Source organism: uncultured Croceicoccus sp., from assembly GCF_947496385.1.
Lineage (GTDB): Bacteria > Pseudomonadota > Alphaproteobacteria > Sphingomonadales > Sphingomonadaceae > Croceicoccus.
Map to the genome: position 1 here is coordinate 26,026 of NZ_CANMCP010000008.1, position 20,065 is coordinate 46,090.

Sequence of the window (20,065 nt, forward strand, 5' to 3'; positions counted from 1 at the left end):
CTGAGAAGCCATCGGGACAAATCTTCTTGCACAAGTTCGAACCGCGCGACCGCAAGGTCAAGATTCTCGCCACGCTCGGCCCTGCGAGCCGCGACCCCGAAATGATCGAGCGGCTGCTGACCGCGGGCGCCGATGCGTTCCGCGTGAACATGAGCCACGGCGAACATGCCGACCACGCGAAAACCATCGCCGCGATTCGCGCGCTGGAGGAAAAGACCGGGCGCCCCATCGGCATCCTGTGCGATCTTCAGGGGCCGAAGCTGCGCGTGGGCAAGTTCAAGGACGGCAAGGCCGTGATCCGCCATTCGGGGCATTTCACGCTCGACCGCCGGGACGAGCCGGGCGACGAAACCCGCGTGCAATTGCCGCATCCCGAATTGTTCGGCCTGCTCAAGAAGGGGCAGCGCCTGCTGCTCGACGACGGGAAACTTCGCCTGCGCGTGATTCGCGCCGACGATGACGAGATCCTGTGCAGCGCGGAGGTCGGCGGCGTCATTTCGGACCGCAAGGGCGTGAACGTGCCCGATGCGGAAATCCCGATTCCCGCCCTCACGCCCAAGGATCGCCGCGATCTCGCCTTCGCCGTGGAGCACAAGGCGGACTGGATCGGCCTGTCCTTCGTGCAGCGGCCCGAGGACGTGGCCGAGGCGCGCAAGCTGATGGGCGGATATGGCGCATTGATGGCCAAGATCGAAAAACCGCTGGCCGTGCGACACCTGGACGAGATTCTGGAACTGTCGGACGGGCTGATGGTGGCGCGCGGCGATCTCGGCGTGGAGCTGAACCCGGAGGAAGTGCCGCCGCTTCAGAAACGCATCGTGCGGCAGGCCCGCGCGGCGGGCAAGCCGGTCGTGGTCGCCACGCAAATGCTGGAATCCATGATCGAAAGCCCCTCGCCCACGCGGGCGGAGGTGTCGGACGTCGCCAATGCGGTCTATGACGGCGCCGACGCGGTCATGCTGTCGGCCGAAACCGCGGCCGGGCAGTGGCCGGAGGAAGCCGTCACGATCATGGACCGCATCGCCGGGCAGGTCGAACGCGACCCCGGCTATTCCGAACATATCGCGCTCGGCCATGTGGAGCCCGATGCGACGACATCCGACGCCCTGGCCGAGGCCAGCGCGTCGATCGCCAACACCCTGCCGATCGCGGCGATCACCGTGTTTACAGCGTCCGGCAGCACGGCGCGGCGCGTCGCCCGCGAACGGCCGGGCGTGCCGCTGCTCGTGCTCACCCCGGCGGTGAAGACGGCGCGGCGTTCGGCGTTGCTCTGGGGTGCGCACGCGGTCCGCACGAAGGACATCGGCAGTTTCGAAGAGATGATCGCCAAGGGCAAGCGCATGGCGCTGCGCAACGGTTTCGGCGCGGCGGGGTCGAAGCTGGTCGTGCTGGCAGGCGTGCCGTTCGGCGTGCCGGGCGCGACGAACCTGCTGCATGTCGTGACCCTCACGGGCAGCGAGCTCGAAGGCTACCCGACCGAACCGTGAGCCTCGGCGCGGCGGAAACAAGCGCCTCGCAATTGCAATAGGACGCAACCCGGTATAGCTGCCCCGCGCGAAGGGTGCATTTCGCGTGTGAGGGTAGGAACGACATTGACCGCAACAGCCGCACTTCGCCAGCCCATTCTGTGCCTGGGCGCCATGATCGCCGGCACGGCCACCGCCCATGCGCAGACCGCGCCTGTGGCGCCTGCCACGCCTGTGGCCGCCGACACGATCGTCGTCACCGCGGGCAAGGGCGATACCGGCGCGCTCGACTATCCCGGTCATGTCGCGGCGTATGATGCGGCCATGCTGAATGCGCGGCAGTTTCGCGACCTGTCCTCGCTGACCTATGCCGAACCGAACGTGTCGCTCGACCCCATCGGTACCTTTGCCGGGGTGGCGAATTTCGCGATCCGCGGGCTGGGCGTCAACAGCTCGATTCCCTCGATCGACCCTGCGGTCGGCCTGTTCGTCGACGGGGTGTATGTGGGCATCAATGCGGGCACGGTATTCGACGCGCTGGACGTGAGCAGCGTCGATATCCTGCGCGGGCCGCAAGGCGTCCTGTTCGGGCGCAACACGACGGGCGGCGCGGTGCTGGTCGAAACGGGAGACCCTTCGTTTCGCGGCGAGGGGCACGCGGGGATCATGTTCGAAACGCCGGTGGACGGCGGCCGGGGCGCGCCGATGGCGACGGCCCGGGCGGTGGTGTCGGGACCGCTGTCGGACCGGCTGGCGATCCGATTGGGCGCGCTGCACACCATCGACGGCGGCTATTTCCGCAACGGTTTCAACGACAGCGATTTCGGCGCGGCGCGAACGAGCGTGCTGCGCGGCGGGCTGACCTTCTTGGCGAGCGAGCGGCTGACCATCACGGCCAAGGGCGAATGGCACGACAGCGCGGGCGATGGCGCCCCGACGCAGAACCACGGGCAGCATTCGCGATACGGCTATATGCTCGCGGTGGACGAGGAAGGGTTTTACGACAGCCGCTCCGATTTTGCGGTGCTGCGCGGCGAGTATCTGCTCGGCAACGGGCGGCTGACCAATATTTTCGGCTGGCGACAATATGATCTGCGCACGCGGAACGACATCGATTCGAGCCCGGTGTTCATCTTCCACTCCAACACCGGCACGTCGCAGGAGCAGTTTTCGAACGAGTTGTTCTGGACCGGCGCGCTCGGCCGGGCGAAGGTGACGGCAGGCGGCTATGTCTTCACGCAGGATGTCGCCTATGACGAGGATCGCTCGCTTCCGCCGTTCAGCGCGCTCAATTTCTATGGCGGGGGTCGGCAGGATCACGATGTCTACGGCCTCTATGCGCAGGCCGATTACCCGGTCGCGGCGCGGCTGACGCTCGGGCTAGGTCTGCGCTGGTCGCGGGAGGAGAAGCGCGCCGACATCAGTTTCGTCCGCCCGCGCAACGCCCCCTGTTTCGTGACGCAGGGCACCTGCCCCTTCACCGGCACGAACCCCGTGACCGGAGAGGACAACGGGTTTTCCGATGCGCGCGCCTGGAACAGCCTGTCGCCGCGCATTGCGCTGTCCTACGCCATCGCGCCGGTCGCCAATGCCTATGCGAGCTGGACCCGCGGGCATCGGTCGGGCGGCTATAATCTGCGCGTGACGCAGCCCGCCGCGTTTCAGGATGTCGCCGACCTCCTCGGCAACGCGGCCTTTGACGAGGAGCGCGTCGACAGTTTTGAGGCGGGCTTCAAATATCGCTCCCCCGGCGGACGCGCGGCGCTGACCCTCGCCGCGTTCTGGACCGAGGTGGACGACCTGCAACGCGAGGTCAGCGTGGCGAGCGTGGCATCGGGCCTTGCGCAATCGGTCTATAACACCGCCGATGCGCGCATTCGCGGCGGCGAGATCGCGGGCCATTTCGCGGTGTCGCCCATCGTGACGATCCGCGCCAATGCCGGCTATATCGACGCGCAATATCGCCGCGTGTTTCAGGATATCTCGGGCGACGGCGTCATCGATGGGGCCGATCGCGCGCTCGCCCTGCCGCGCGTGCCGGAATGGACCTATGGCGCGGGCGCGGTGGCCAATCTGCCGGTGCCGGGGGTACGGCAAGGCGCAATGCTGACCGCCCGCGCGGATTTTCAGCATCGCGACCGCTACGCCTATACCGACAATAATTTCGGCTATGTCGACGCGTTCGACAATCTGGACGCCAGCATCGGCATCGACCTTGGCGATCCGGGCATCCGGCTCACGCTGTTCGGGCGCAATCTGCTCGACAATGTGCAGTTCGGCGGCGACACGCAGATTCCATTCGCCGCCGGGCCGTTTTCGGATGGGGAAAACACCCCGTTCGACCCCGCGCCGGCCGCCGGTACGTTCAGCCCGCTGATCAAAGGGCGGCGCGTGGGCGTGGAGCTTGCTTTCGATTGGTAGGGCGGCCCTGATACGGCGCTTGACGGCGGCGGCAACGCTTCGCATGGGCGGGACATGCAATTCCTGTCCGACAATGCCGCCCCCGTCCATCCCGCCGTGTGGGACGCCATGCGCGCCGTGGATGCGGCCGATGCACCCTATGACGGCGATGCGATGTCGGCGGCGCTCGACGCGCGGTTTTCGGCCCTGTTCGGCACCGAATGCGCGGTGCTGTGGACGCCGACGGGGACCGCCGCAAACTGCCTCGCGCTCGCCAGCATGGTGCCCCCGTTCGGCGGGATCGTGTGCCATCGTGAGGCCCATATCGAAGTGGATGAGGGCGGTGCACCAGGCTTCTTCACCCACGGAGCAAAGCTGATGCTCGCGGAGGGGCCGGGCGCGAAGCTAACGCCCGATGCCGCCGCCGCGGTCATCGACCCCATCCGCAATGACGTGCACCAGGTGCAGCCCCACGCGATCGCCATCACCCAGGCCAGCGAATATGGCGAATGCTACACCCCCGACGAGCTCGCCGCGCTGGGCGAATTCGCGCGCGTGCGCGGCCTTCGTTTCCACATGGACGGGGCGCGCTTTGCCAATGCGGTGGCGCATCTGGGCTGCACCCCTGCCGAGGCGAGCAGTATGCACGGCATCGACAGCCTCGCCTTCGGCTTCATCAAGAACGGCGGCATGGGGGCAGAGGCGCTGGTATTTTTCGACACGGCCCTCGCGGACGAGGCCCGGCGCCGGCGCAAGCGGGCCGGGCACCTGTCGTCGAAGGGGCGTTTTCTCGCCGCGCAATTGCTCGCCATGGTGGAGGACGATTTGTGGCTCGCCAATGCGCGCGCCGCGAACGCGGCGGCCGCGGCGCTGGGCGATGCGGCGCCCGAACGGCTGATGCACCCGGTCGAAGCGAACGAGGTGTTCATGACCCTCACGGCGGCGGAGCGCGAGGCATTGCGCACGCAAGGCTATCAATTCTACGACTGGGGAGCAGAAGCGGCGCGGTTCGTCGCGGCATGGAACACCCCCATCGCCGATGCAGAATCGCTCGCCGCCCGGATCGCCGCGTTGTGACCGGCGCCGCCCCCCGCCCCGGCCGCGCGGTGCAGCGTTCGTTTTCCGAACCCATCGTGTGGGTGCCCTTCGTCCTGGTGACGTTCATCTGGGGCAGCACCTGGCTCGTCATCAAGGATCAGATCAGCGTCGTGCCGGTCGGCTGGACGGTGGCCTATCGCTTTATCGTGGCGACGATCGGCATGTTCATCCTCGCCGGGGTGCGGGGGGACGGGTTCCGGCTCGGCCCGGGTGGGTGGGGGATGGCGCTGCTCATCGGGATCACGCAATTCGTCGTGAATTTCCAGTTCGTCTACCGGGCGGAGCTTTACCTCACCTCCGGCATCGTGGCGGTGCTCTTCGCGCTCATCCTCATTCCCAATTCGGCGATGAGCTGGCTTTTCCTCAAACGGCGGCAGACGGCGCGTTTCGTCGTCGGTTCGGTCATCGCGCTTTCGGGCGTGGCGCTTTTGTTCGCGCATGAATACCGGATCGCGGGCGCCGGGGCCGGGCTTGGCGGGGGGGTCACGATCGGCATCGTGCTCGCCCTCACCGCCACCATGGGCGCGAGCATCGCCAATGTCGCGCAGGATACCGACACCGCCCATGCGCAGCCGTTCATCCCGCTGCTGGCATGGTCGATGCTGATCGGGGCGGCGATCAACGTGGGTCTCGCCCTCGTCATCTATGGCGCGCCGGCGTGGGATCCGCGCTGGGAATATGGCGCGGGGATCCTCTATCTCGGCGTGGTGGGGTCGGTGATGACCTTCCCGCTCTATTTCGGGATCATCCGCATGATCGGCGCGGGAAAGGCCGCCTATATCGGCGTGTCGGTGCCGGTGATCGCCATGATGCTGTCCACCCTGTTCGAGGGATATGTGTGGAGCGGGCTTGCCATGGGCGGCGCGGCGCTCGCGATGGCGGGCCTTATCATCGCGCTCAGGGGGAAGCGGGCGCCCCCTCCCCCCGCTCCGCTTCCAGAATAGCGGCCAGCCCCTCGCGAAACGTGGGGTAGAGCGGATACCAGCCCAGCACGCGCTTTGCCTTCACATTGGCGACGCGGCGATTTTCGGCATAGAAACCGCGCGCCATCGGCGACAGCTCCGCTTCCTCCATCGTCTGAAGCGGGGGCGGCGCGACGTTCAGCAAACGGCACGCCTCCTCCGTCACGGCATTGTGGCTCGCCGGCATGGTATCGGACAGATTATACGCGCCCGGCGGCACGTCATGCGAAAGCGCGGCCATCACTCCGCGGGCGATATCCTCGACATGGACGCGGCTGAACACCTGCCCCGGCATGGCGATGCGGTGGGCGGTGCCGCTGCGCACCTTGTCGAACGCGCTGCGCCCCGGCCCGTATATGCCGGGCAGGCGAAACACATGCGCGCCCTGCGACAGCCAGGCCGCATCGGCGGCGATGCGCGCGCTGCGCCGGCCATGGCCCGTGGGCGCGCTCTCATCCACCCATGCGCCGCCCGCATCGCCATAGACGCCGGTGGAGGAGAGATAGCCGCGCCACCCGCCGAACCGCGCCAGCGCCGCGCCATGCGTGTCGAGCACGGGATCGCCGCCGCCATCCCGGTCCGGCGGGACGGAGGACAGCACCGCATCCGCCGTGTCCAGCACATCGGCGACCCGCGCCGTATCGGCAAAGTCGAGCGTGCCGTCGCGCCCCGTCGCGGTCACGTCCCAGCCTGTGTCCCGCGCATGGGCGGCAATCCGCGTTGCCGTGTAGCCGAGGCCGAAAATTACGAGATGCATGGGGCCGCCTGCCTTTCGATTGGGGGTATCGGGCGATTGCCCCTTGCCCCGCGCCGCCGAACACGCATGTAGTGCCGTATGGATATTGCCCGCAACCCCGAACGCCCCGACGCCAACCCCGAAATGGCGGATGCCGCGCCGCAGCCGCAGGCGCCCGCCACCGTGCGGCGGGAGGATTACACCCCGCCGGCCTGGCTCGTCCCCGAAATCCACCTCGATTTCGAGCTGGGGCTGGAGGTGACGAAGCTGCGCACGACGATGAAGGTGGAGCGCAATCCCGACGGGGCGGCCGACCGCACGATCCATTTGTGCGGCGACGGGATCGCTGTGCGGGAGCTGACCGTGGATGGCGCGCAGGCCGAGGGATGGACCATGAGCGGCGCCAACCTGCTGCTCCCCCTTTCGGGCGACGCGGCCGAAATCATGGTGGAAACGCATCTGCATCCCTCCACCAACAGCCAGCTCATGGGCCTCTATGCCTCCAACGGCATGCTGTGCACGCAGTGCGAGGCGGAAGGCTTCCGGCGCATCACGTTTTTCCCGGACCGGCCCGATGTTCTGTCGCGCTATACCGTGCGGATGACAGGGTCGAAGGCGGATTTCCCCGTGCTTTTGTCCAACGGCAATTGCACCGAGGCGGGCGAGGATGGCGACACCCATTACGCGGTGTGGCACGACCCCTGGCCCAAGCCGTCCTATCTCTTCGCATTGGTCGCCGGGCGGCTGGTGTCCCGCCGCGACAGTTTCACCACCATGTCGGGGCGCGAAGTCGATCTCGCCATCTGGGTGCGTGAAGGGGACGAGGACCGCACCGGCCACGCGATGGAATCGCTCAAGCACGCGATGCGCTGGGACGAGGAAACGTTCGGGCTGGAATATGACCTCGACCTGTTCAACATCGTCGCCGTGTCCGATTTCAACATGGGCGCGATGGAGAACAAGGGGCTGAACATCTTCAACACCCGCTACATCCTCGCCAATCCGGACACCGCGACCGATGCCGATTACGACGCCATCGAAGGGGTCGTCGGCCATGAATATTTCCACAACTGGTCGGGCAATCGCGTCACCTGCCGCGACTGGTTCCAATTGTCGTTGAAGGAAGGGTTCACCGTCCTGCGCGACCAGATGTTCAGCGCCGCGATGGGCAGCGCGCCGGTCAAGCGGATCGAGGACGTGCGCATCCTGCGCGCCGCGCAGTTCCCGGAGGACAGCGGCCCGCTCGCCCACCCGATCCGGCCCGACAGCTACCAGGAAATCAGCAATTTCTACACCGCGACCGTCTATAACAAGGGCGCCGAGGTCATCCGCATGATGCATGCGATGGCGGGCGAAAAGGCGTTCCGCAAGGGCAGCGACCTGTATTTCGAGCGTCACGACGGCGAGGCCGCCACCTGCGAGGATTTCATCACCGCGATCGAGGATGGCGCCGGTCTGGACCTGAAACAATTCCGCCGCTGGTACGAACAGGCGGGCACGCCGCGCGTCACCATGCGCGCGGAGCATCACGAGGCTGAAGGCGCGGTGACGCTGCATTTCACGCAGGCCGTCCCCGCCACCCCCGGCCAGCCGGACAAGAAGCCGATGCCGATCCCCCTGCGCGTCGCCCTGTTCGACCGCGACATGCAGCGGCACGGCGGGGAAAAGCTGCTGATGCTGGATGCTGCGGAAAACAGCTTCCGCTTCAACGGATGTGCGACGCCTCCGGTGGTGTCGGCCAATCGCGGCTTTTCGGCGCCGATCGTGCTCGATGCCGAGATGAGCGATGCGGATCTCGTGTTCCTCGCCGCGCATGACGATGACAGCTTCGCCCGATACGAAGCGCAGCAGCAATTGCTGACCCGCGAATTGCTGGACCGGGAGGCGCATGGCGAGAACGGGGGGCGCCGCGCCGCCATTGCCGATGCGCTGGGCGCGGTGCTCGACGATACGCGCATCGACGACCTGATGCGGGGCGAGCTGATGACCTTGCCGGCGATTTCCTTCCTGATCGAGCAGGCCGTGCCCGCCGATCCGGGCGCCCTGGTCGCCGCGCGCGACGGGCTGCGCGAATATCTCGGCACCCGGCTGTCGGGGCCGCTCACCGCGCTTTACGAGCGTGCCGCCGCCGTGCCCTACAACCTGTCCGCGGAGAGCCGCGGCGCGCGCAAGGTGAAGACGCTCGCGCTCTCGCTGCTCTCCGCAGCGGACGAGGCACATGGCGCGCAGTTGGCGCAGGCGCAATATCGCGCCGCCGACAACATGACCGACCGGCAGGGCGCGATGATGGTGATGGCCAGCCTCGACGTGGCCGAGCGCGAGGAATTGCTCGCCGATTTCCACCGCCGCCATGCGGGCGACGCGCTGGTCATCGACAAATGGTTCGCCATCCAGGCCAGCGCCAGCCACGCCGATGTCCTCGACCATGTCGCCACGCTGGCCGATCATCCCGACTTCACGATGAAGAACCCCAATCGCGTGCGGTCGCTTTACATGACGATGGCGGGCAACCCGGCGGCGTTCCACGACGAAAGCGGGCGCGGCTATGCCATGATCGCCGACCTCATCATCGCGCTCGACCCGATCAATGCGCAGACGGCGGCGCGCTTCGTCCCCGCGCTCGGCCGCTGGCGCCGGATCGAGCCGAAGCGGGCCGCGATGATGCGTGCCGCGCTGGAGCGGATCGCGTCCCGGCCCCAATTGTCGAAGGACGTGCGCGAGCAGGTCGGCAAGAGCCTCGAGGACTGAACATGTCGGTCGACATCATTCGCTGCGACGCGCTCGACGGGGTGGAGCATGGCTTTCTCGGGCGGCGCGGGGGCATATCGTCGGGGCAATATGCGGGGTTGAATGTGGGGCTGGGCTCCGACGATCTGCCGCGCGCCATCGCCGCCAACCGGGCGCGCGCCGTCGATGCCGTCATGCCCGGCGGCGAATTGTGCACCGTGTTTCAAGTGCATTCGGCAGACGCGGTGACGATCCGCTCCCCCTTTCCCGACGATGCCCGCCCCCATGCCGATGCGATGGTGACCGACCGGCCCGGCCTGCTGCTCGGCATATTGACCGCCGATTGCGCGCCGGTTCTGCTCGCCGATACGGCGGCGGGCGTGGTGGGTGCCGCCCATGCGGGATGGCGCGGCGCGATCGGCGGGGTGACCGACGCGGCGATCGCGGCGATGGAGGAACTGGGCGCATCGCGCGACAATATCGCGGCCGCGATCGGGCCGTGCATCGCACAGAAAAGCTACGAGGTGGACGACGGCTTCCGCCTGACCTTCGTGGGCCGGGACGAGGCGAACGAGCGATTTTTCAAGGACGGGCGCCCCGGCCATGCGCAATTCGACCTTGCCGGATATGTCGCATCGCGCCTTGCCGATGCGGGCATTTCGCGCATCGCCATCACCGGCGAGGACACCGCATCGCAGCCGGATCGCTATTTTTCCAACCGCCGTGCGACATTGGCAGGGGAAAGCGGATATGGCCGGCAGATCAGCCTGATCGGCATTGCATCATAGGATGCTTGCGTTTGCGCGATGTGTGCGGATAATCGCGCCCGATGACCGAGCAGACAACCGACAGCGCCGAAACCGCCAAGCTTCGCCACGAAATGCGCAACCTTGAAGCGCAGATCGAAATGCTGTGCCGTCTGCTGTCCGAAGGGGCCGAACGGCTCGAACAGATCGTCGCCGACGATTGCGCGCCCGAACGCCGCGAAGAGGCGATGAAAACCGCCCGCCGCCTGCGCCGCGCGACGGAGACGAGCCGCAGCATCGGCGACTGATACCCCGCTTGCGCGTTCCCGACCCTACCGGCGGGTCAGCGCATCCTCGGACTGCGCCATAAGGTCGGCCAGAATGGTCGCGACCGGCTCCTCCGCCGTGACCATGCCCACCGATTGCCCCGCCATGAGCGAGCCGTTCTCCACATCGCCGTCGATCACCGCACGGCGCAGCGCGCCCGCCCAGTAATGCTCGATCTGCAATTGCGCCTCCGCCATTTCGAGGCCTTCTGTGTCCAGCATGCCGGCCACTTCGCGCTGTTTCGTGGTGAACGCCTCGGTGCCCTTGTTCTTCAACGCGCGCACCGGGATGACCGGGAGCCGCGCGTCGAGCTGCACGCTGGCCACCGCGTCGCGGGCATTGGCGCGGAAAAACGCCTTCTTGAAATCGGGATGGGCGATCGATTCCGTGGCGCAGGCAAAGCGCGTGCCGAGCTGCACGCCCGCCGCCCCCATTTCGAGATAGCCTGCCATCGCCTCGCCCCGGCCGATGCCGCCCGCCACGAAGACGAGGTGATCGCCCGATAGCGAGGGCAGGAATTCCTGCGCCAGCACGCTGGTCGAGACAGGGCCGATATGGCCGCCTGCCTCCATCCCCTCGATCACCATGGCGTCGGCGCCGGAACGCAGCAGTTTCTTCGCCAGCGCGAGCGTCGGGGCAAAGCAGATCACCTTCGCGCCCGAGGCCTTGATCGCCTCGACGCTGCCCTTGGGCGGCAATCCGCCGGCCAGCACGACATGGCCGACGCCGTGCCCTGCGCACACGTCGATCAATGCCATGATATCGGGATGCATCGTGATGAGGTTCACGCCGAACGGGCGATCGGTCATCGCCTTTGTCGCGGCGATTTCCGCGTCGAGCAATTCGGGCGTCATCGCGCCGCACGCGATCACACCGAACCCGCCCGCATTGGACATGGCCGACACCAGGTTCCGTTCCGAAACCCAGCTCATCGCGCCGCACATGATCGCATATTCGCTGCCAAGGAAATCGGCGCCGCGCCGCATCAGCGCGGCTGTTTTCACAAAATCACTCATGGGGACGGCGCTTACGCCCGCCGGGGCGTTGCGGCAATAGGAGGATTCATGATCGAATAAAGCGTTTACTCTATCCGTTATGCATCGCTTTACCCGATGAAGGGATAAGGAGTAAGGATCGAGGCGTTGCAAGAACCGGGGTGCGACGCCCCAGATGGAAGAGGACTATACGACATGGACGTAGCGACTGGATCGATTCCCGGCGGCGGATGCCCCTTTGGCCACGATGGTGGCGTGCGCGGCCTGCTCGGCCGGCAGAGCCGCGACTGGTGGCCCGACGCATTGCAGCTCGACATCCTGCATCAGGGTGGCACCTCGCCCGATCCGATGGGCGACGATTTCGATTATGCCGAGGCGTTCAACGCGCTCGATTACAATGCGCTGAAGGCCGACCTCCACGCGCTGATGACCGATTCGAAGCCGTGGTGGCCGGCCGATTACGGGCATTACGGCCCGTTCTTCATCCGCATGGCATGGCACGCGGCGGGCACCTACCGCACCGCCGACGGCCGCGGCGGCGCATCGAGCGGGCAGCAGCGTTTCGCCCCGCTCAACAGCTGGCCCGACAATGCCAATCTCGACAAGGCGCGCCGGCTGCTCTGGCCGATCAAGCAGAAATACGGAAAGAACATCAGCTGGGCCGATTTGTTCATCCTGACCGGCAATGTCGCGATCGAATCGATGGGCGGCCCGGTGTTCGGCTTCGGCGGCGGGCGCAAGGACGTCTACGCCCCCGAAACCGACGTGTACTGGGGAACCGAGGAGGAATGGCTCGGCCAGACGCGCATCGATCCGGACAAGGAGCTGGAACTCGAAAACCCGCTTGCCGCGATTCAGATGGGGCTGATCTACGTCAATCCCGAAGGTCCGGGCGGCGAGCCCGACCCGATGGGTTCGGCACGCGACATCCGCGAAACCTTCGCCCGCATGGCAATGAATGACGAGGAAACCGTCGCGCTGACCGCTGGCGGCCACACCTTTGGCAAGTGCCACGGCGCGGGCGACGCGAATCTCGTCGGGGCCGACCCCGAAGGCGCGGATATCGCGATGCAGGGTCTTGGCTGGACCAGCGGGTTCGAAAGCGGGATGGGCGAACATACCATCACGTCGGGCCTCGAAGGCGCGTGGACGCCCACGCCCACGAAATGGGACATGAGCTATTTCGAGATGCTGCTCGACCATGAGTACGAGCTGGTGAAAAGCCCGGCCGGCGCGCATCAGTGGCAGCCCAAGGTCGACAGCGACGACGAACTCGCCCCCGATGCCCACCGCGATGGGAAGCGCGTGCCGACCATGATGACCACCGCCGACATGGCGATGAAGGTCGATCCCGAATATCGCAAGATTTCGGAACGGTTCCGCGCCAACCCGGACGAATTCGCCGACGCCTTCGCCCGCGCCTGGTTCAAGCTGACGCACCGCGACATGGGTCCGAAGATCCGCTATCACGGGCCGGAAGTTCCGGGCGAAGACCTGATCTGGCAGGACCCTGTCCCCGCCGGAACTGTGCCGTCCGATGGCGATGTTTCCGCGCTCAAGGAGGCGATCCTGGCGAGCGGGCTTTCCATCGGCACGCTGGTGCGCACGGCCTGGGCGTCTGCCTCCACCTATCGCAAATCGGACCATCGCGGCGGCGCGAACGGGGCGCATATCCGCTTCGCTCCGCAGCGCGACTGGGCGGTGAACGAGCCAGAAGAGCTGGCGAAAGTGCTGAGCACGCTGGAGGAGATCCGCGGGGATCGTGCGATTTCCATGGCCGACATGATCGTGCTGGCCGGGACGGCGGCGGTGGAGAAGGCGGCCAAGGACGCCGGTTTCGCCATCGATGTGCCCTTCACCGGGGGCCGCGGCGATGCGCTGGAGGAATGGACCGATGCCGAAAGCTTCGAGCCGCTCGAACCCAAGGCCGATGGTTTCCGCAATTACCTGTCGACCAAGCACGCGGTGAAGACCGAGGAGCTATTGCTCGACCGGGCGCAATTGCTGGGCCTGTCGGCGCCGGAAATGACGGTGCTGGTCGGCGGTTTGCGCGTGCTGGGCGCCAATCACGGGGATAGCGAGCACGGCGTGCTGACGAAGCGCAAAGGCCAGCTGACCAATGATTTCTTCGTCAACCTGCTCGACATGAACACGGCGTGGAAGGTCGTGGACGAAAGCGGGGACGAGGAATTCATCGGCTCGGATCGTGCCAGCGATGCGGAAATCTGGCGCGCGACCCGCACCGACCTGATCTTCGGTTCGAACTCGCAATTGCGCTCGATCGCCGAGGTCTATGCCGAAAACGGGCACGAGCAGAAATTCGTGACCGACTTCGTCAAGGCATGGACGAAGGTGATGAACGCCGATCGTTTCGACCTGAAACGATCGGGCCCATCTGACCGAATAGCCGGGCGTCCCCCCCTGAAAGCGTCCGGCACTTCGCCCCGCCCCTGTTCAACGGGGGCGGGGCGATTTTCTTGCGAAAGGGATCAGGCCGCCTCGTCCACCGCGTCCAGACCGTAGGCGGTGTGGAGGACACGCACGGCAAGCTCGGTCTCGTCCTCGTCGATCAGCACCGATACCTTGATTTCCGATGTCGTGATCGCCTGGATATTGATGCCGCGGTCGGCCAGGGCGGCGAACATCTGTGCCGCGACGCCGGCGTGGCTCTTCATGCCGACGCCCACGACGCTGATCTTCGCGACCTGGCTGTCGGTGATGATGCGGTTGAAACCGATGCTCTCGCGCCGGTCTTCGAGCAGGGCCTGCGTGCGGGCGAGATCGGCCTGCGGCACGGTGAAGGTCACGTCGGTTTCGCCCTTTTCGCGGCCGACGTTCTGAATGATCATGTCCACGTTGATCGACGCATCGGCCAGCGGGGTGAAGATATTGGCGACTGCGCCCGGCTTGTCCGGCACGCGGGTCAGGATGACCTTGGCCTCGTTCTTGTCATGCGCAATGCCGGTGACGTGTTGGCGTTCCATGTCCAGCTTCTCCATTTCCTCGTCAGAGACGATCAGTGTTCCCGGCAGATCGTCGGCCGGCGGCGCGTCGTCGTCGATGAAGCTCGACAGGACCTGCACGCGCACGCCTTCCTTCATCGCCAGCCCGACCGAGCGGGTCTGCAGCACCTTTGCCCCGACGCTGGCGAGTTCGAGCATTTCCTCATACGTCACCGCCTTCAGCTTGCGCGCGCGGGCGACGATGCGGGGGTCGGTGGTGTAGACGCCGTCGACGTCGGTATAGATGTCGCAGCGGTCGGCAGAGATCGCCGCCGCCACCGCCACGGCGGAGGTGTCGGACCCGCCGCGCCCCATGGTGGTCACGCGCCCGTCGATCGACAGCCCCTGAAACCCCGGCAGCACGGCAATCTCGCCCGCCGCCATGGCATTGCACAGCCGGTCGGAATCGATCGCATCGACGCGCGCCTTCGCATGGCTTTCCACCGTTCGGATCGGCACCTGCCAGCCCATCCACGACCGCGCCTTGCAGCCCAGCGCCTGCAGCGTGAGCGCGAGCAGCCCCGCCGTCACCTGTTCACCGCTGGCGACGACGACGTCATATTCCGCCGGGTCGAAAAGCGGGTTCGCCTCCCGGCAGAAATTGACCAGCCGGTCGGTTTCGCCCGCCATGGCCGACACGACGACGGCGACCTCGTGGCCGGCTTCTTGTTGACGGCGCACGATATTGGCGACGCGGCGAATACGCTCCGTCCCTGCCATCGAGGTGCCGCCGAATTTCATCACGATACGCGCCAAGCCGCTGTGCCTTTCGCTGGAAGTGGGTTCGCGGCGCTGTTAGTCTGACTGCTATGGAAAATGCAACTGTATCACCTGAAACCGGCTCATCGCCCGAAACCCGTGCCGCGGCCCCCGGCGGCGCGACCATCCGTGCGGACGAGGCCGCGCATTTCGGCGCGCTCGCCCGCGAATGGTGGGATCCTGCGGGATCGTCGGCCATGTTGCACAGGCTCAATCCCGTGCGGCTGCGCTATATTCGCGAGGCGATCGATGCGCATTGGGCGGGCGATATTCATGCGCGCCGGCCTCTTGGCGGAAAACGCGCGCTCGATGTCGGGTGCGGCGCGGGGCTGCTGTGCGAACCGCTGGCCCGGCTCGGCGGGGTGGTCACGGGCGTCGATGCGGCGGCGGAAAATATCGCGGTGGCGCGCGCGCATGCCGATGCGATGGGGCTTTCCATCGATTACCATGCGGGCGAGCTGGCCGCGCTGGAGGACGGGCCGTTCGACCTCGTCACCTCGATGGAGGTGATCGAACATGTCGCGGACAAGGGCGCCTTCGTCCACGCGCTGTCGCAAAAGCTCGCGCCGGGCGGGTTGATGATCCTGTCCACCCCGAACCGGACGGCGCGGTCGCGGCTGCTGCTGGTGGAGGGTGCGGAGCGGCTCGGCATGGTGCCGCGCGGCACGCATGACTGGAACCGGTTCATCACGCCGGAGGAGCTTGAGGCATTGCTGCGCGCCGCGGGGCTGACGATGCACAACCTTCGCGGCATCGGCTTCTCACCGATGCGTGGGCTGGAACTGTCGGACGATCTGGCGCTGAACTATATCGTGGCGGTCACGCGCGGCTGACGCCCGGTTACAGCGCGTCGTAAAGCGAGAGGATCGCGGCAACGGCCCGGTTCGCCGCCGCCGCGTCATAGGCGGGCGAATCGATCACGGTCCAGCCATGGTCGGCGGGATAGACCTCCACCACCGCGGGCACGTTCGCCGCATCGGCGGCCTCGCGCAGCGCGGTCTTGGCCGAGGGATCCTTCGCATCATCGTTCTGTGCGATGGCGAACAGGAACGCGGCCTGCGTCTGATCCAGAATGCGATGCGGGCTGTTCGATTCGTCGACGACCAGCCCCCCGCCGTGGAGCGAGGCCGCCGCCCGCACCCGCGCGGGCACCGCCGCCGCCGTGCGCACGGTATAGGGACCGCCCATGCAATACCCCTGCGTCCCGATGCCGCGCGTCGTATCGACGGCAGGCTGCGCATCGAGCCATGCGATGAAAGCGCGCGCATCGGTTGTCGTGCGGGCGGGATTGATCGCCTGACGCATGGGTTCGATCTTCGCGCTGCCTTCGGGCGTGCGCCATTCGCTGAACGTTTCCAGGATCGGGGCGCGGGCATTGCGGTAATAATGGTTCACGGCGAGCACGGCATAGCCCTCCTGCGCGAACTTGCGCGCCTTCACCTTGAACGCCTCGCGCAGGCCGGCCACGTCGGGCCAGAGCAGGACGGCCGGGTGCCGCCCTTCGGCGGGGTGGACGAAAAACGCGTCGGCGGTGCCGTCGGGCGTCGCGATATCGACCATGCCCTCGGTCAATGCGGCCCCATCGTCGGCGCCGCCCATGCCGCCATCCATCGTGGTGCAGGACGCGGCGAAGGCGGCCGCCCCCATCATGCCGAACTGCCGCCGGGAAAGACCGCGCCGCGCGAGCGCCGCGTCATGCTCGGCAAAATCGTCCGGCCCGGTTCTGTCCTCGCACATGGGTCACGCTCCTGTCGCTGTTGTCGATCCGGCGCCTAGAGCAATGCGGTGCGCCATTCCGCCTCGTCGAACCCAACCAGCAGACCGCCCGCATGTTCCACCACCGGCCGTTTGATCAGTGCGGGATGCTCCGTCATGAGCGCTACTCCCGCATCGTCGTCGATTCCGTCCTTTGCCGTTTCCGGAAGCTTGCGCCACGTGGTCCCCCGCCGGTTGAGCAGCGTATCGCGCCCCGCCGTGCCTATCCACCCGGCCAGCCGTTCGGGATCGGTCCCGTCCTTCCGGAAATCGTGAAAGCGATAGGCGACCTCTTCGGCATCCAGCCATTTGCGCGCCTTGCGCACGGTGTCGCAATTGGGAATGCCGTAAAGGACGATCTGGGTCATGGGCGTGATTCTCCTGTCGATGGGCGTGGCGATAAGGACGTGCGCAACGGCGCCGATCCTTCGTTACGGTTAATAACGTGCGTTGCGGTTAATATTGCATCGCCGCAACCGTTCATCGAACACCGCGATTCCCCATAGGACGACTATAAATCGACTCTCAACCACCGTCCTTTATCATGGCGTCAGACATTGTGTGTGACTTCCATGCGCGAACATTGAACCGGTGCAAGCCAATGAAAGAGAAATCTCAGGGGGATCCCCTTTACGTCGTATCGCTTCACCCCGTCGAAGGCATTGTGCTTTCGCACGAGGATATTGCGCTCGACCTGCTGCTGCAGAGCGAGGATTGCGTCAAGATCCTGGGTGTCGACGGCACGCTTGAGCATGTCAATTGCGGTGGGCTCCGCGCGTTGGAGGTTTCGCACCAGAGCGAGATCCTCGGCAAGATCTGGTGGGACATCTGGCCCGAACGATACCGGGCGTTCGTGCGCAATGAATTCATGGAAGCGCTTGGCGGAACACCGCGCATGTTCGAGGCGTATTGCCCGACCGCGCTCGGCACGCCGCGATACTGGTCGGTCAGTCTCAAGCCGCTGATCTCGCGGGCGGGGCCGGTGGTGTCGATCCTGTGCGTGTCGCGCGACATTACCGAAGATGGAGACACGGCGGAGATCGCACGGATCGCCTGATCGCGCCGCACCCCACCGGTTGCGGTGGACATTTGCGCACAAACCGCCAAAAGCGCCCCCACCATCCCATCCGATTGCAGGGGCCAGGACATGAGCGTAAACACATTCGGCCGCGTGCTGCGCTTTACCACGTGGGGCGAAAGCCATGGACCCGCGCTGGGCGCCGTGGTCGACGGGTGCCCGCCGGGGATCGCCCTTTGCGAAACCGACATACAACCCTTCCTCGACGCGCGCCGTCCCGGCACCAGCCGTTTCACGACACAGCGGCGCGAACCCGATGCGGTGCGCATCCTGTCGGGCGTATTTGCAGGCGACGACGGGGTGCAGCGCACGACCGGGACGCCGATCTCGCTCATGATCGAAAATACCGATCAACGCTCGAAGGATTATTCGAACGTCGCGCAAAGCTATCGCCCCGGCCATGCCGATTATGCCTATGACGCGAAATATGGCTTTCGCGATTATCGCGGCGGCGGACGCAGCAGCGCGCGCGAAACCGCGGCGCGGGTCGCGGCGGGCGCGGTGGCGCGGCGGATCGTGGGCGGCGTGACGATCCGCGCATGGGTGTCGGCCATCGGCGGCGACGCGATCGACCCTGCGAATTTCGACGCGGAGGAAATCGGCCGGAACCCGTTTTTCTGTCCCGACGCCAAGGCCGCCGAACGCTGGACCGTGGCGGTGGATGACGCGCGCAAGGCGGGCTCCTCGCTCGGCGCGGTGGTCGAATGCGAGGCGGTTGGCGTGCCCGCGGGATGGGGGGCGCCCGTCTATGGCAAGCTGGACGCCGATCTCGCCGCCGCGATGATGGGCATTAACGCGGTAAAGGGCGTGGAGATCGGCGATGGGTTCGGCGCGGCGGCGCTCCGCGGGGAGGAAAACGCCGACCCGATGCAACCCGGCGAGGACGGCGTGACCTTCGCCGCCAATCATGCAGGCGGCATCGCCGGCGGCATTTCGACCGGACAGCCCGTGCGCGTGCGGGTCGCGTTCAAGCCGACCTCGTCCATCCTGATCCCCGTGCCGACCGTCACCCGCGACGGCGGGGCCGGCGAAATCGTCACGAAAGGCCGCCACGATCCGTGCGTCGGCATTCGCGGCGTGCCGGTGGTGGAGGCGATGATGGCGCTTGTTCTTGCCGATCATGCCATGCTGCACCGGGCGCAATGCGGGCCGGGCGAATTGTGAAAGCCTGAAATTCCGCGTTGCATCAACGGCTTGCCGCGTCGATCGAACGTTTCGGCTGACGCAGAAGGTTTCATCGATTTACTCGATTAATATCATCGCTTTTTGCCGCTTGGGTTTTGGCAGGTGCGCACCTATCTCAGCATCAGAAATTCGAAGGGTGCGGCGCTGCTGCCGCGCTCTTTCCCACCGCAAAAGGAGAAGACCGCATGGGTATCATCGGAAGCCAGATCAAGCCGTTCAACGCCACCGCCTATCAGGAAGGCAAGGATTTCTTCGAGGTTTCGGACAGCGACGTAAAGGGCCACTGGTCGGTATTCTTCTTCTATCCCGCCGACTTCACTTTCGTCTGCCCGACCGAGCTCGAAGATCTCGCCGGTCAGTACGACACGCTCAAGAACATGGACGTCGAGGTGTACTCGGTTTCGACCGACACGCATTTCAGCCACAAAGCATGGCACGACACCTCGGACAAGATCAGCAAGATCAAGTTCCCGATGCTCGGCGATCAGCTCCACACGCTGTCGAACAATTTCGGCGTCCTGCGTGAGGAAATGGGCCTCGCCGACCGTGCGACCTTCCTCGTCGATCCCGACGGCGTGATCCAGGTCATGGAAATCACGAGCGAAGGCGTCGGCCGTAACGCGAAGGAACTGGTCCGCAAGATCAAGGCCGCGCAATATGTCCGCGCCAACCCGGGCCAGGTCTGCCCCGCGAACTGGGAAGAAGGCAGCGACACGCTGGCTCCCTCGCTGGATCTCGTCGGCAAGATCTAAAGGTTTCGCCCTTTTTCGTAAGGGCCATGACGATGCGCGCGGCCCGGGGTGGGATACGCCGCCCCGGGCCGTGCTGC

General features: G+C 66.1%; 17 protein-coding genes. 12 read left to right on the forward strand and 5 right to left on the reverse strand.

The window, feature by feature from the left end; all coding sequences use genetic code 11:
• Nucleotides 1-26: 26 nt before the first annotated feature.
• The 4 genes from pyk (at nucleotide 27) to Q0897_RS12470 (ending at nucleotide 5,908) form a co-directional block, all read left to right on the forward strand.
• On the forward strand, nucleotides 27-1,487 hold the full coding sequence (gene pyk / locus Q0897_RS12455) for a pyruvate kinase (RefSeq protein WP_299309774.1): 1,461 nt from the start codon (nucleotides 27-29) through the stop codon (nucleotides 1,485-1,487).
• A gap of 105 nt (nucleotides 1,488-1,592) precedes the next feature.
• Entirely contained in the window at nucleotides 1,593-3,887 is a 2,295-nt protein-coding gene (locus tag Q0897_RS12460) for a TonB-dependent receptor (RefSeq protein WP_299309775.1), read from the forward strand.
• 54 nt (nucleotides 3,888-3,941) lie between these two features.
• Nucleotides 3,942-4,943: a beta-eliminating lyase-related protein gene (locus Q0897_RS12465; RefSeq protein ID WP_299309776.1), complete on the forward strand. Its 1,002-nt coding sequence runs from the start codon at nucleotides 3,942-3,944 to the stop codon at nucleotides 4,941-4,943.
• A complete protein-coding gene (locus Q0897_RS12470) occupies nucleotides 4,940-5,908 on the forward strand; it encodes a DMT family transporter (RefSeq protein WP_299309777.1) in 969 nt (322 codons plus the stop codon). Before Q0897_RS12465 ends, Q0897_RS12470 begins: the two co-directional genes overlap by 4 nt.
• Here the strand turns inward: Q0897_RS12470 and Q0897_RS12475 are convergent.
• The gene (locus tag Q0897_RS12475; RefSeq protein WP_299309778.1) at nucleotides 5,862-6,683 is read right to left on the reverse strand and encodes an SDR family NAD(P)-dependent oxidoreductase; all 822 of its coding nucleotides are present in this window, start codon (nucleotides 6,681-6,683) and stop codon (nucleotides 5,862-5,864) included. The genes Q0897_RS12470 and Q0897_RS12475 overlap by 47 nt on opposite strands.
• A gap of 78 nt (nucleotides 6,684-6,761) precedes the next feature.
• Between Q0897_RS12475 and pepN the strand changes: the two genes are divergently transcribed.
• Genes pepN through Q0897_RS12490 form a run of 3 tightly spaced genes read left to right on the forward strand, consistent with a single transcriptional unit; the run spans nucleotide 6,762 to nucleotide 10,443 of the window.
• A complete protein-coding gene (gene pepN, locus Q0897_RS12480) occupies nucleotides 6,762-9,410 on the forward strand; it encodes an aminopeptidase N (protein WP_299309779.1) in 2,649 nt (882 codons plus the stop codon).
• 2 nt (nucleotides 9,411-9,412) lie between these two features.
• Complete coding sequence (gene pgeF, locus Q0897_RS12485; protein WP_299309780.1) at nucleotides 9,413-10,177, forward strand: peptidoglycan editing factor PgeF; 765 nt, start codon at nucleotides 9,413-9,415, stop codon at nucleotides 10,175-10,177.
• A 41-nt stretch (nucleotides 10,178-10,218) separates the two neighbouring features.
• Nucleotides 10,219-10,443, forward strand: coding sequence for a hypothetical protein (locus Q0897_RS12490; RefSeq protein WP_202086431.1), 225 nt, complete (start codon nucleotides 10,219-10,221; stop codon nucleotides 10,441-10,443).
• A gap of 24 nt (nucleotides 10,444-10,467) precedes the next feature.
• Here Q0897_RS12490 and Q0897_RS12495 read toward each other — a convergent pair whose 3' ends face one another.
• A complete protein-coding gene (locus Q0897_RS12495) occupies nucleotides 10,468-11,478 on the reverse strand; it encodes a nitronate monooxygenase (RefSeq protein ID WP_202086432.1) in 1,011 nt (336 codons plus the stop codon).
• Nucleotides 11,479-11,652: 174 nt separating this feature from the next.
• Here Q0897_RS12495 and katG point away from each other — a divergent pair, with 174 nt between their 5' ends.
• Complete coding sequence (katG, locus tag Q0897_RS12500) at nucleotides 11,653-13,980, forward strand: catalase/peroxidase HPI (RefSeq protein WP_299309781.1); 2,328 nt, start codon at nucleotides 11,653-11,655, stop codon at nucleotides 13,978-13,980.
• On the opposite strand, the gene Q0897_RS12505 is transcribed toward katG, so the two are convergent.
• On the reverse strand, nucleotides 13,947-15,215 hold the full coding sequence (locus tag Q0897_RS12505; RefSeq protein ID WP_236672277.1) for an aspartate kinase: 1,269 nt from the start codon (nucleotides 15,213-15,215) through the stop codon (nucleotides 13,947-13,949). The genes katG and Q0897_RS12505 overlap by 34 nt on opposite strands.
• Before the next feature lie 53 nt (nucleotides 15,216-15,268).
• On the opposite strand from Q0897_RS12505, the gene ubiG reads away from it, so the two are divergent.
• Nucleotides 15,269-16,051 carry a bifunctional 2-polyprenyl-6-hydroxyphenol methylase/3-demethylubiquinol 3-O-methyltransferase UbiG gene (gene ubiG, locus Q0897_RS12510; protein ID WP_299309782.1) on the forward strand — a complete coding sequence of 261 codons (783 nt, stop codon included), beginning with the start codon at nucleotides 15,269-15,271 and terminating at the stop codon, nucleotides 16,049-16,051.
• Nucleotides 16,052-16,058: 7 nt separating this feature from the next.
• On the opposite strand, the gene Q0897_RS12515 is transcribed toward ubiG, so the two are convergent.
• Complete coding sequence (locus Q0897_RS12515) at nucleotides 16,059-16,955, reverse strand: dienelactone hydrolase family protein (protein WP_299309783.1); 897 nt, start codon at nucleotides 16,953-16,955, stop codon at nucleotides 16,059-16,061.
• 35 nt (nucleotides 16,956-16,990) lie between these two features.
• On the reverse strand, nucleotides 16,991-17,341 hold the full coding sequence (locus tag Q0897_RS12520) for an ArsC family reductase (protein WP_299309784.1): 351 nt from the start codon (nucleotides 17,339-17,341) through the stop codon (nucleotides 16,991-16,993).
• Nucleotides 17,342-17,574: 233 nt separating this feature from the next.
• Here Q0897_RS12520 and Q0897_RS12525 point away from each other — a divergent pair, with 233 nt between their 5' ends.
• From Q0897_RS12525 to ahpC, 3 genes are all read left to right on the forward strand, one after another.
• Nucleotides 17,575-18,030, forward strand: coding sequence for a PAS domain-containing protein (locus Q0897_RS12525; protein ID WP_299309785.1), 456 nt, complete (start codon nucleotides 17,575-17,577; stop codon nucleotides 18,028-18,030).
• A gap of 90 nt (nucleotides 18,031-18,120) precedes the next feature.
• Complete coding sequence (aroC, locus tag Q0897_RS12530; protein WP_299309786.1) at nucleotides 18,121-19,215, forward strand: chorismate synthase; 1,095 nt, start codon at nucleotides 18,121-18,123, stop codon at nucleotides 19,213-19,215.
• Between the two features lie 206 nt (nucleotides 19,216-19,421).
• Nucleotides 19,422-19,988 carry an alkyl hydroperoxide reductase subunit C gene (gene ahpC / locus Q0897_RS12535; protein ID WP_299309787.1) on the forward strand — a complete coding sequence of 189 codons (567 nt, stop codon included), beginning with the start codon at nucleotides 19,422-19,424 and terminating at the stop codon, nucleotides 19,986-19,988.
• The last annotated feature ends 77 nt before the right edge of the window (nucleotides 19,989-20,065 follow it).